We start from the raw sequence: 13,268 nt of genomic DNA on the forward strand, positions 1-13,268 counted from the left end.
TCAACGCTGAGGCGGCGGTTTTAAAACGTTTTGGCCTATAGTATTTGGCTCATGATACATCCCGTTCGTAGAAGTCTGCGAACGGGATTTTTCTAAAACCACATAGCGAATATTCATGTACCTGCGATCGGCCTAAAGCCAATTATCTCTTTGAGCAGACACGGCAATCTTGCGCACGGAAATCTTGCACACGGCAATCTTGCGCGTAACATTCACCTGCAAAGTAAGCATCTCTTTAAGTAGACACAGCAATCTTGCGCGCAATATTCACCTGCAGAGTAAGCATCTCTAAACTGCATAGTTAGCAAAATACCCGCTGTCAAATGGCAGCGGGTATTCAAACCCTCTTTATATTTCACTCATGTTGAGCCGCAACAATTACGTGCGCACAACACACCGAAACATACTATTTACGACGCTTTTTGCTCTTTAATCCAGCAAAAATCAATCCAAATGCCGAGGCAATCATGCCCATTGCACCAAGTGCGTTGGTAGGATCGGACGTCTGAGCCAGATGCTTAGGCGTTTGTCCATGAGCGTGCATGGTACTACCGATGTGATCCCCTGTATTCGAATCTGCAGGAAGACCCTCTTTATTACTCTTTACAAGTGCCGCAAAAGCATCTTTGAGGTTTTGCAATGCAGCATCTACCTGCGCCTGAGTTGCATTAGGATCAGCCAGTACCATGCGAGCAGCGTCCAAAGCTTTCTGGTAAGCCTTCTGAGCTGCTTCTGATGCATACGGGTACTCAGATTTTGGATTCTGAGATGCGTCTGTAACCGAAGCTTGGAGTTTGCTCTTATCGGTCTTATAAGCATCCGTAAGCTTTTGCTTAGCAGCTTGGAGCTTTTGGAGTGCCTCGTCTACCTGCGCTTGGGTTGCATTCTTGTCACCGAGAACCTTATGAGCGTCCTCAAGCGCCTTCTTATAAGCGTCAAGCTCAGAAGAGCCTGCAGCATTAGCGTACTCAGGAGTCTTGGTAAAGTCAGCGTCTTTGTCGGCTTCTGCTTTCAGCTTGGTTGTATCAGTCTTATAACCATCCGTAAGCTTTTGCTTAGCATCTTGGAGCTTTTGGAGTGCCTCGTCTACCTGCGCTTGGGTTGCATCGTTATCACCGAGAATCTTGTTAGCGTCCTCAAGCGCCTTCTTGTAGTCTTCAAGAGCTTGTTTAGAAGCGTCGTCACCCTTAGCTTGAGCATTTTGATACTCAGGAGTCTTGGTAAAGTCAGCGTCATCGTCGGCTTCAGCTTTCAGCTTGCTTGTATCAGTCTTGTAGGTGTCCGTAAGCTTTTGCTTAGCTTGCTTCAACGCTGCAAGAGCCTCGTCTACCTGAGCTTGAGTTGCATCCTTATCGCCGAGAACCTTATGAGCGTCTTCCAAAGCCTTCTTGTAAGCGTCAAGCTCAGAAGAGCCTGCAGCATTTGCGTACTCAGGAGTCTTGGTAAAGTCAGCGTCATCGTCGGCTTCAGCAGTCAAATCAGTCTTATCAGTCTTATAACCATCCGTAAGCTTTTGCTTAGCATCCTGGAGCTTTTGGAGTGCCTCGTCTACCTGCGCTTGGGTTGCATCCTTATCACCGAGAACCTTATTAGCGTCCTCAAGAGCTTTCTTGTAGTCTGCAAGAGCTTGCTTAGACTCGTCGTCACCCTTAGCTTGAGCATTTTGATACTCAGGTGTCTTGGTGAAGTCACCATCAGCATCCGCTTCAGACTTCAGCTTAGAAGGATCAGTCTTGTAGCCGTCAGTAATCTTCTTCTTAGCGACTTGCAATGCATCAAGCGCATCGTCAAGCTCTTTTTGGGTTGGAGCCTTATCCATGCCTTCTGGAAGCTTGGTCTTCGGCTTGCCAGTAGTACGATCAAAGGCATCGAGAAGTTTCTTGGCAGCCTTGAGCTTCTTGTTATAGTCGTCAAGATCTTTCTTAGACGCTTCATCACCCTTAGCATCGGCATTCTTGAACTCAGGCGTATTCTCAAACGTGGTATCACGCTGGTCGTCGTCGCCGTCCTTAGACTTGTCGACTTCCATTTGCAACTCGGTCGGATTGGTCTTGTAGTTGGCAATAATCTTGTCCTTGATTTTCTTAAGAGCCTCTTTAGCTGCGTCAACTTCTTGCTGAGTTGGGAGCTGATCCTTTGGAACGTCAACTTCCTGGCCATCCTTCGTGACCTTACCATCGTTCTTGTCGATGAGTTCCTTAGCCTTTGCCAGAGCTTGCTCATACGCTACCAGGTCATCAGGCTTCTTTCCATCCTTAGTCTTTCCTTTAAGGTTTTTATACTCGGTTGTGTCCTCAAAAGTAGGATTCTTAGCTACGCCCTTATCGTCCTTATCATCGGCTTCATTCTGCAAAGCAGCAACATCGGTCTTAAAGTTTTCGTCAATTGCCTTTTTAGCATTTTGCAAATCAGTCAGAGCCTGGTCTACCTGCGCTTGGGTTGGACGATCTGCTGGAGCAGCATTTGGATCGGGGTTCTTAACCTTGTTGATAAGATCCTGTGCAGCCTTGAGCTTGTCGGTGTAATCCTTGAGCTTCTTGGTTGCGGAGTTAGCATCCGTTGTAGCAGGATCTTCTGTCTTCGCCTTTTCAAGCGCGTTCTTGTATGGAACAGACGCTTCAAACGGAGGAACAACTGGCTTGCCATCTTGATCCTTATCGCCTACTTCACGTTCAAGCTTAAGTGCATCAGTCTTATATTTCTTAGCAATATTGTCTTGAGCGTCTTTCAGCTGTTTAAGCAGAGCGTTTACTTGCTTTTGGGTCGCTTTTTGCTTCCAATCATTATCATTAAGCTTGTCGATAACTTTCTTCAAAACATTGTCGAAGCCTGTGTCTTGTCCAGCTTCACCTAAGTCCTTTTTAGCGCCTTGATCGCCAGCAGTCTTCTTAGCAACAGCATTTTGATACTCAGGCGTCTTCTTGAAGTCACCATCTGCAAAGTCTTTAGCAGAAGTCAACGGCTCAAGATTGGTCTTGTAGTTATCAGTAATTTTCTTCTTAGCTGCAGTAAGAGCATCGAGTGCATCATTAATCTGCTTTTGCGTTGGACGCTCGCTGTTCTTCTTGTCTTGATCTGCCGCAGCCTTTGCAAGATCACGAGCCTTCGTGAGAGCCTCTTTGTAAGCAGTAACATCTGCGTTTTCCACACCGTTGCTCGTCTTAGCCTGAGCATTCTTGAATTCGGGGGTAAACTCGAAGTCGCCTTCAGTAGCAGCAGGAGCACCCTCCGCAGTAGACTTCCTAGTTTCTGCCTCAAGCTTAGAAGTGTCAGTCTTATACTTCTCAATCTCAGTACGAGCATCGTCAAGATCCTTAAGCGCCTTGTTGATGTCTTTTTGAGTTGGCTTTGCGTCTTGCGGCGTAGATTCATTATCATGCTTCTTCAAAAGCTCCTGAGCTTTTGTCAAAGCTTCATCATACGCCTTCTTGGCTGCGGCGGCCTTAGTGTTCTTATCCGTATCAGGAACAAGCTTACCGCCCTCTTCCTTCATGAAGTGAGGATCAGACGCATTGCGATACGCATCAGAAGTTTGCGTGCCTTCTGTAGGAGCAGGACCCTCTGTAGAGCCGTGCTTGCCAACACTTTCCGTGAGCTTGGTGGTGTCGGTGTTGTACGTGTCAAGAGCCGCACGCTTCTCGTTCAAGGTCTTAAGCGCGTCATTTACTTCCTTTTGCGTTGCAGCAGGATTCTTGAGCAATTCCTTAGCTGCGTTAAGAGCAGCACCATACTCATCTACAGCTTTTTTAGCTGCTTCTTTCTTAGCAGTATTCTCAGTTCCGTCATCATTCTTGAAATCAGGCTGCGAAGCATTCTTATACGCAGGCGTCTTCTGAGTATTGTCATGCTCGTTAACAGACTTAAGTAGCTCGTCGGTCTTGGTTGCAAACTTGTTCAAATCTGCAATAGCATCGTTCATTTCCTTAAGGATTGAGGTAATATCCCTATCCAGAGGCTCGCCTTGCGCATGTGCCTGAATATTCTTCAGGTAGTCCTTATCATCAAGGTTGCCGTCCTTAACAGGAGTATTTGTATCAGGAATATCCTTACCATTTGCTTGATCCTTAGGCATCTTTTTCTCAAGCGCCTGCTGTAGCTTCTTTACGGCATCGTCATACTTCTTCTTAGCAGCCTTTGCCTCTTCACTTGCATCATCTGCAGATACATTCTTATATGCTGGGCTGTGTTGTATTGCAAGGTCATTAAATACAGCTGCCGAAAGCCTGCTGGTATTAGTTGCATACTTGTCGATAACTTTACGTGCTTCTTCAAGAGCTTTCTTGGCTTCATCAATCTGGTTTTGACTTGGAGCAGTTCCACCATTCTTAGCTTTTTCTAGATCTTCCTTAAGCGCCTTAGCTTTTTGATAAGCATCGTTGTAATCTTTGAATGCTTTCTTTGCGTCTTCGTCGCCAGCTTGGGCCTTATCGAAAGCGTTAAAGTATGCAGGCATCAGGTAACCGCTAAAGTTATCCGCAAGAACTTTCGTAAGTTCATTAGCGTCAGTTGCATAATCTTTATGAAGTGCATCTTCAGCCTTAGTTAGCGCTTCTTTAGCATCATCAACTTCTTTTTGAGTTGCTTTGTCGTTCTTAAGAACCTCGCGTGCCTTAGTTAACGCATTGTTATAGTTGTCAACAGCGGTTTTAGCAGCTTGTTTTTCTTGCTCGCTTGCACCGTTAGTCTGCTTATTAAGCGCATTCTTATAGAAAGTACTCTGCTTGCTTGCATCATCCTTATCAGGATTATCGAAGCTGAGCTTTTCAGCGGTTATAAGCTTTGACTTATCCGTAGCTTTAGCATCAAGCGCTGCTTTAGCTTTTTGAAGCGCGTCAATAGCTGCGTTAACGTCCTTTTGAGAAGCGTTTGGATCTGCTGAAAGATCCTTTGCCTTCTTTACAGCGTCATCGTATGCTTTGCGCTCATCATCAGTTGCGTTTTGATAGGCTGGGTCAGCGTTTGCAATCGTTTGAGCGCCTTGAGCGTCCCTACCATCCTTCACCTGACCATGCTCAGCAATAGCAGCGTTAAGCTTGTCTTTGTTAGTGGTAAATTCGTTAAGCTTTTCGCGCGCAGCATCAAGCTTGGCCTTGGCTTCGTCAACAGCCTTTTGAGTAGCGTTCTTGTCTTCCTTTACCTTATTGGCTTCAGCAAGCGCTTCATCGTAAGCTGTCTTAGCAGCCTTAGCTTTCTCATTCTTGGCAGTATCAGGCTTTCCATCGTCGGTCTGGAATACTGGATCAGTAACATTCTTATACCTATCAGTAGTTACAGTACCAGGAGTTTCAGCAGTAGTGCCCTCAGCAGTCTTACCGTTGGCTTCAATCGACTTGTTCAGCTCATCTTTCTTGGTAGCATCACCATCAAGAGCCGCACGAGCTTTATCCAGCTTAATGGTTGCATTATCAACTTCAGCCTTAAGCTGTTCAGTTAACTGATCATCTGGTGTAGTTCCAACTTTTTCAAGCGTTTGTTTAGCAACCTTCAATGCATCTTCGTAGTCTTTCTTTACCTTGTCAGAAGCGTTGTAATAGGCTGACTGTGTTGGAACATCTTTGCCTTCAACAGCAACAGTCTTGTGTTCGCCAATCGACTTATTAAGATCCTTCGTCTTATGATTCGTCTGCGGCACAAAAATAACGTTAATTGCCTTAGGCGTGTTGTTAGGATCCTTTTTATACGGATTTGTATATACACCGCGATAATATGACAAAGCATATGGCGCAACAAAAAGACGTGTCTTAAAAACTTTGTTCTGCTTAGCAGCAACAGTTACAGAACCAGCCTCATCATCCCAGGTATACTTACCCACCTTCGACTCTTCATCACCCATATTCGCATCTGAGTTAGCAACTTGTGGATCGCCTATCCAATATGCGCCATTCATCATACCAAGGGTCAACTCGGTAGTAGGTTCACCATTTTTATCAATTGCATAATTCATATGAGATTTGGTCGGCTTGCCGCCCTTGCCTTCGTGATCGAGCGCTTCACCACCCGTAAGCGGACGCAAACCTGTATTCTGATCCTTAGGCGTGGCTTTGATAAGTTTCACAATCTCAGGAGCGGTAAACGCTTGGGCTTTGGTTGGATCATAACGATAGATGAGTGTAGTGTGTTTATCATCGCTCCACGAGAAACCCTCATCACTATCGCGACCATCGAGCTTTTTCTTTACCAGCTCAACGTTATAATCAGTACGAATATCTGGGAGACGCGTGAGTTTATCTTTGGTTATGTCTGATGTAAACTTTGCAAGTGCTTTATCAGTCTTAATGGTTACATTAATATTATTTTCTTGTAAGCCGTTTGAACGGCCTTTATTAGCATCGCCTGCGCCAGTAAGGTCACCCGTAATGTAGGAAAGCGTAATTTGATCTTTGCTGGTAAGACCAAGCTCTTTGTTATCTTTGTTAGCGTCGAAAATAGCTGTTTTAATTCGATCAAGTTCAGCATTTGAGTAGCCAAGTGGGTTAGCCACAAAGACTGCTTTATCGGCTGCAGGAACAGAAATATCCTTTTCCGCAATCTTCTTCAACACAAGGTCGCGCAGAGCAATCTTAGGAGCGTCCTTAGCATCCACGCCATCGAAGCTGATGGTAACTTCGCCCTTGTCATTAATAGACACTTTGTCTTGACCAACGTGATTAAGACGTGCAAGCTTCTTAATAATATCGTTCTTTATCTCTTGCGAAACGTTGGTTGGATCTTCAACGGTGGGCTTATCAATACGCGTGTCATAGCGCGCAATGGTAAGAGGCAGCGCCTCAGACTTGTAGCCGAGGTCGGATACCAAGTAGGTCTTGAGATTTACAACACCAGTTTTATAGGTGGTTACTTTTGCATCAGGCTTTGACGTTACCGTGTTAATGGAATTTACTTGACCAGCATCATAAGCTTGCTCAGCGTTAATAATTACCTTGTTTTCAGCGGTATCTGGCGTATTAACAACTGGCTTTGATTCTTCCTTACGCACACCAACGCCATTAACTGTGCTTGCAGCCGTAATTTGATCGCGAACCGACAATGGTTTAGACGTATTCTTATCTTTGAGCTCGGTAGGAGCATCAAGTGCTTGTTGAAGCTTTTCACGAATGGTGTTATCTTCAAGCTTTTGATCGTATCTTAAAACAATCGAGCCTGTTGTTTTAGGCGGAATAAGTGTTGCTGCACGCACAATATTCGTCTTGTAAAGAAGAACTTCCTGCCCGTCTTTCATGCCATACACATAGATGCAACGCATAGCAGAATAGCCAGCAGCTGGCATTTTGTTATCTCTATAAAGATGAGTCATTTTAAGCGTTGCCGAACCATCATTGCTTGTGGTAAAGGCATATTTCCCAGAATAAGCTTGATGCCAATCTTCGTCAGCGGAATAGTATTCTACAAAACCCTTGGCATTGTTATTTTTAATATCAATATTATCGTTCGGGAAAATAGCTACCTTAGTAATGGTGCTGCCATCGGAAGGCTTTTCGAATTTAAAGGTAACTTCTTGATTCTGACCGCTTTCAATATAAACATTGTCAGACTTGCCCCATGCGTACATGTTAGGAAGCGTGTCTTTTGTTTCTTTTGAAAGCGTTATTTCACTGTTAACTTTTGGAGCAGGTGCAGGTGTAGCTGCGCGATCAAAACCTTTTGAAGAAGCAACTTCCTGAACCGTTGTGTTTTTCTGAGGGGCTTTACCAAGATTACCCCCCCCACCTGTTCCTTTTTAACAGCTTCTTTCTTGTCTGTATCAGTTTTCTTAGGCGAGTTATCTGTAACAGCCTTAACCGAGGTAGCAGTAACATCTTTATTATTTACATGAGTCTGAACTTTACCTGCAGGCGTAGGTGCCGTTTGTTGCGCGGCCGCAGGAGTAGATTCCGTTTGTGCAAGTGCAGGAGCTGCACTCAACGCAAGCGAAGCTGCTGCAACGGCACCTGCAGCACCAACAGAAAGTTTTGAAAATGAATGCGCCGAAGCAGACGCAAGTATCGTTTTTTTACTGTGTTTAGCGTGATGTTTGCGAGCCATATAAACTTCCTTTCGCTTGAGATACAGTTTCACAAACGATTACGAATCTATAACCTATATATTAAATATAGAGAGACGTTAATAGTCTAGTGTCTTAATTTTACCAAAAATAGCTAAGTATACAAGTGTTTTTTGGTCATATACGTTGCAGTTTAGCAACAACATTTGAAGAGAATTTATTATAGACAGTCCTCTATTAATATATGAAATATGCCTCGCCAACACAAAATCGTGTCAGCAAGGCATAGTAACGTGTTTTAGGCTAAAACGGCCTCATGCATACATCCACATGCGTCGCTTTAAACTCAGACTACTTAGAAATGCCCAAAATGTGCTCTTTTGCATGAATCAAATCGGTAATCATCTGGCAATAAGGTGTTTGAATACCAAGCTTTTTGCCACGGCGTGCAACAGCACCGTTAATGTAGTCAATTTCGGTTAAACGATGATTTTGTACAAGATCTTGATGCATGGATGGATAGTGAGGTGCGGCTATTTCGGATACATGCATTACGTAGTCTACGATTTCGGATTCGTTAAGTTTAATACCCGATGCAATTCCCACTTCACAGAACTCGTGAATAATAGCACGTACGGTATGCAGTGCGTCTTCGGTTGCAAAGAATTCTCCAATGGTGCAGTCGCAAAGCGCGCAGGTAGAATTCATGGTTCCATTAACACATGCTTTACGCCAAATAGAAGGCAGAACATCCTCGTCGTAGATAACGTTTAAGCCAGCTTGATTCATAACGTCTACAATCTGAGCCGAAGACTCTTTTCCGCATGTGTCAAAGCTTTGTAAGTTAATAGAGCCCTTACCTTGTAAAATGGCAACACCTGGTCCTTTAAGACCTGCAGTCCATACGGTAACGCCCATCAAAATGTTTTCTTCTTTAATATACTTGCGAATGGTGTCCTCGTGACCCAAACCGTTAAGCAAGCACAAAACTTTTGTGTGCTCACCAATAATTTGTTTAATGTCCTCTAACATCTGGGGAAGCTGCATAGCTTTAGTAAACAAGATGATGAAATCAGCAGGGGTATGTGCCTCGGTTGGATGCATGATAGTCATCTTAACGCAGTCGGGTTTATCGCCTACAATTTTAAGACCGTTTTGCTTAATAGCATCAATGTGATCTTGCCAGTTGTCTAAAAGAATAACTTCTTGACCGCTTTGTTGAAGCTGATACCCAAAACGACAACCCATTGCACCTGAACCTGCAATATAAATACGCATATTTCCACCTTTCGTAGATAAACTACCTTTTTATATACCATATGTTAAAACATGCAAAAAAACATCGCGCACGAAACGCCACAGCACCCGTGCGCGAATGTATACCAATTAGCCCTTAAATTTAAAGAGATCCTTATCGTACAGATGAACCACGTCACATAAGACTTTATTAACTACAAATCCTACAGCAAATGGAATAACTACCCATGCAATAAGAATTTGAATAATGTTAACGTTACCAATACTTAAAGCTGCTAAAGGACTTACAAATCCAACAAGACCAAAACCTGACGAAGCAGGAGTTCCGCCCATTTCCCATAAAGGAATGGTAAGTGCGCTGATTGCAGCAGTAAGAGCTGCAGGAATTGCCATCACAGGACGCGTCATAAAGTTTGGCATCATCATTTTCATAGCACCAAGCGCCACGGCAATAGGTACGCCTGCTTTGTTAACACGAGCACATGCCCACACCAACATTGCAGCACACGCGGCAACGCCCATACCTGCCGCAGCAGAAGACATACCTGTTAAGCCAATAGCAATACCAATTGCCACGGTAGACAAGGGGCTGATAATGATAATAGAAAATGAAGCGGCAATTAACATGCACATCAACCAAGGCTGTAACGTAGTAAAGGTATTAATGAGTTGGCCTATGAAATAGGTAATCTGTGACACATACGGCAAAAGTTTCCAACCAACAAATCCCATACCTGCACCAGCGATAATTGGTAACAGCACAATGGTAAGCGAGCCAAGCTTATTGCCAATAGCACGTACCACAGCAACGGTAAGTGCAGCGCAGATCATCACGTTAATGATGTCACCAATACCTGCCAGCTGGAAAAGTGGAGCCGTTTTATCAGCAACGGTTGCAGCTGGAACAAATTTCCATGCGCCCGATCCAATAAAGGTAGCACCAGCAACCGTAGCCATTTGAATAGGATTAAATTTAAACTGATGAGCAATCAGAAAACCTGCCATAGCTGGCGTTAAAAATTGGAAGGCAACAATGGTGTGATAAAACTCCATAAGTGGTGCACAGTCGGGGAAAGGTTTAATAAAGGTTGCAAGAATTGCATTAGGAATAAGAGCCACAACGATTGCAATTGTAGTTCCATTCAAAATTTTGAGTATAAATTGACCAAAAGATTCTGAAGTAGGAGGTGCAGGTGTATGCGTAGCAGCTGTAGATGCTTTTGCTGCTTGAGGCGCAGACGCACCAGAAGTTTTCTGTGAAGTAGCCATAGGTATATTTCACCTTTCTACGTTGGTATATATATAAAATCCCAGTTACATCTTATAGAGAACTGATTACTTTTAAGTATAGCTTGCCCATAGAAAAAGTGATGGAGCGTGCTTGCAGGATGTGACGGGTTTTGATTGTAGCGCGCAGGTGTGTAACTCTGTGTGAGTCATGCAAAACTATAATTTTGAGGCTGTAAACAATTTTTTTGAGATAAACTCTCAAAAACGTTCGGTGGTTTATGATTTTTAACACCAGGCGTATACTGTATTTGATCAAAGTTTTAATACCGTTTATATCTTTATTTAAAATTTTGTATATACACACTTTACATATGTATACGCTTAGCGGTTTGTATACTTACGTACGTTAATAGTTAGAATACTTTATATACGTACATACAATACCATGTTCAAGTTTCACTGTTGTTTATACATATTTTCTTTTAATTCACATTTTATACACATATCGTCAAACATTTTGGTTTGTTACTTATGTGAGCGTAACAGATACATATGCGCAGCTTATATATGCTAATGAGCATAACACGACCATAATAATTGTATACATTACGGCATGTGCATAGCGTTTGCGTTCAAGAAGCTGTGCGCCTGTTGCACAAGGAGTAGAAAACGACGTAAAGCCACCTAAAAGACCTGTTGAGACGCATACGCTCCATAAGGAATTGAGGCCAAGGCGATGCGCAACAATCAAAAAGATCGCCGAAAGCGCACATCCAAGCACATTAACCACCAACATAGCAGGACTTACTGAAAAAATTTTGTGCGTGTTGATTGAATCAATATAATGTATAACGCCTGCACGAAGCAAAGCTCCTACTCCTGCGCACAGAGAAGCCGCAAGCAAAATTATCGCTGCGTTCATGCTCATGATGCGCTCCTCGTTTTGCATGCATTGGAATGTATGCATCGGCGTTTACACACGCCCATGCGTCTTCCTACCAACGCGCAAGCTGTACCGCCCACTAAAGAAACCACTGCATAAAGAGTTGCAAATACAGGCGATGATTCTCCTACGGTAATGATCCCAATAAAGGTAGCATATGTAGTAAATGCGCCGCAAAATCCGGTTGCCCAAAAGGGCTGAACCAATTGGCGCTTGGTGTTCGACAAAGTTTGGACGAATCCCAAAATACCAGAGCCAATAAGGTTAATAGCCAAGATAACCAGTGGATTAGAGAAACTTACACCTACAAGCAAGCAGACGCAGCAACGCACAAAGGCGCCGAGCGAACCACCTGCAAAAATTGCCAAGGTTTGTGTGGCTGTTTGTGGTAACTTCATAACACCTCTTATAAGCTGTTTGTATTAGATGTGTGCTTCTTGATTATAATACGCCGTGTGTCTGTGCAGCGCTGCGGCAGTACACCCGTGCATAATACACATGCATAAACGTGCGGCAGTTTATACAAAAATGCGTGTCCCCTACCTTGTAGAGAACACGCATCGTGATTTAGTGCTTGTTGGGCGCGTAGCGCGTGGCTTCGTGCGTTAAGCTTGACGCAAGACGCGTTGCGTTTGAACGCTTGGCGTTTGCGGTACATGACGCGCCTAGTGCGCACTTGTACTTACACGCCGTTTACTTCTTGCGTTTCATGTGCTTTGCAGCTGAACGCTTTGAGCGACCTACAAAACCTGCACCAAGTATTCCTGCAGAACCAAGTAAGGATGCAAGTGCTTGACCTAAGGCAAATGGATCAGAGGTCTTAGGTGTTGATTGCTCTACAGGTTGAGCAGGCTCCACATGTTCAGCAGGTGCTGGAGCTGGCGCTGGTATCGGTGTCGGAGTTTCTGGCTTCTTACCGTCCAAAGCTGCTTTAGTATCTTTCACAAGTTGTAATGCATCAGCCAAAGCTTTTTCTTTTTGATCCTTAGTACGTGAATCTGTACTAGAATCTGAGAGTTCTTTCAGCAGTTTATCTGCTCGTTGAAGAGCATGGTCGTATGCATCTTTTTTATCCTGTGAAGCATAGGTATATGCATCAGACTTCTTAACTTCATCAGCTGTAACAACTTCATCTTGTAAAGGCTTGGTGTCTACACCGTCGAGAGCAGCAGCAGCTGTTTGCAATGCTTTAAGTGCGTTATTAACAAGCTCTTGTTTTTGTTCGCGAGTCTTGTCTGCGTACTTTTCACCACTTATGTTAGCAACAAGATCTTTTGCATCTGTGAGCGCTTTATTAAATGCGGCTTTCTTATCCTTTGAAGCGTTCTTATATGAAGCGTCGTCTTTTAATGCACCGTCTTTAGTTACTTCAGCTTGTAAAGCGCTGATGTCTACACCATCGAGAGCAGCAGCTGCATCTTTAAGAGTCTGTAGAGCCTTATCAACAGCATCTTGCTTCTCTTCTTTAGTCTTGGTTGAATCACCATTTATGTTAGCAACAAGATCTTTGGCAGCAGCTAATGCGTTATTAAACGCAGTTTGCTTGTCCTTTGAAGCGTTCTTATACGAAACGTCTTCTGGTAAATTAGCATCTTTGTCTACTTCATCTTGTAAAGGCTTGGTGTCTACACCGTCGAGAGCTTCGGCTGCATCTTTAAGAGTCTGGAGAGCCTTATCAACAGCATCTTGCTTCTCTGCTTTAGTCTTGGTTGAATCGGCATTTATGTTAGCAATAAGGTGTTTAGCAGCGGTTAATGCCGTATCAAATGCAGTTTGCTTATCCTTTGAAGCGTTCTTATACGAAACGTCTTCTGGTAAATTAGCATCTTTGTCTACTTCATCTTGTAAAGGCTTGGT

6 protein-coding genes and 1 pseudogene are annotated in these 13,268 nt (G+C 43.7%); all 7 read right to left on the reverse strand.

From position 1 onward, the window contains the following. Positions 1–406: 406 nt before the first annotated feature. Positions 407–7,549 (reverse strand): peptidase, encoded by a 7,143-nt coding sequence (locus tag AC1DBT_RS05430; RefSeq protein WP_480018921.1) that lies wholly within the window; start codon positions 7,547–7,549, stop codon positions 407–409. A 35-nt stretch (positions 7,550–7,584) separates the two neighbouring features. Next, the gene (locus tag AC1DBT_RS05435) at positions 7,585–8,022 is read right to left on the reverse strand and encodes a hypothetical protein (RefSeq protein ID WP_480018922.1); all 438 of its coding nucleotides are present in this window, start codon (positions 8,020–8,022) and stop codon (positions 7,585–7,587) included. Between the two features lie 310 nt (positions 8,023–8,332). Further along, complete coding sequence (locus AC1DBT_RS05440; protein ID WP_480018923.1) at positions 8,333–9,259, reverse strand: 2-dehydropantoate 2-reductase; 927 nt, start codon at positions 9,257–9,259, stop codon at positions 8,333–8,335. Positions 9,260–9,367: 108 nt separating this feature from the next. Next, positions 9,368–10,507, reverse strand: coding sequence for a PTS sugar transporter subunit IIC (locus AC1DBT_RS05445; RefSeq protein ID WP_480018924.1), 1,140 nt, complete (start codon positions 10,505–10,507; stop codon positions 9,368–9,370). A 490-nt stretch (positions 10,508–10,997) separates the two neighbouring features. Beyond that, complete coding sequence (locus AC1DBT_RS05450; RefSeq protein WP_480018925.1) at positions 10,998–11,396, reverse strand: fluoride efflux transporter FluC; 399 nt, start codon at positions 11,394–11,396, stop codon at positions 10,998–11,000. After that, positions 11,393–11,809 carry a fluoride efflux transporter FluC gene (locus tag AC1DBT_RS05455; protein WP_480018926.1) on the reverse strand — a complete coding sequence of 139 codons (417 nt, stop codon included), beginning with the start codon at positions 11,807–11,809 and terminating at the stop codon, positions 11,393–11,395. Before AC1DBT_RS05455 ends, AC1DBT_RS05450 begins: the two co-directional genes overlap by 4 nt. Before the next feature lie 295 nt (positions 11,810–12,104). Then, a pseudogene (locus AC1DBT_RS05460) lies at positions 12,105–13,268 on the reverse strand (peptidase); the annotation flags it as partial.

This window comes from Fannyhessea sp. C0108B2, assembly GCF_056583915.1.

Coding starts and splice junctions, on each gene's coding strand:
- AC1DBT_RS05455 (WP_480018926.1), bottom strand. CDS start 11,809: ATGAAGTTACCACAAACAGCCACACAAACCTTGGCAATTTTTGCAGGT.
- AC1DBT_RS05445 (WP_480018924.1), bottom strand. CDS start 10,507: ATGGCTACTTCACAGAAAACTTCTGGTGCGTCTGCGCCTCAAGCAGCA.
- AC1DBT_RS05435 (WP_480018922.1), bottom strand. CDS start 8,022: ATGGCTCGCAAACATCACGCTAAACACAGTAAAAAAACGATACTTGCG.
- AC1DBT_RS05440 (WP_480018923.1), bottom strand. CDS start 9,259: ATGCGTATTTATATTGCAGGTTCAGGTGCAATGGGTTGTCGTTTTGGG.
- AC1DBT_RS05450 (WP_480018925.1), bottom strand. CDS start 11,396: ATGAGCATGAACGCAGCGATAATTTTGCTTGCGGCTTCTCTGTGCGCA.
- AC1DBT_RS05430 (WP_480018921.1), bottom strand. CDS start 7,549: ATGTACGCATGGGGCAAGTCTGACAATGTTTATATTGAAAGCGGTCAG.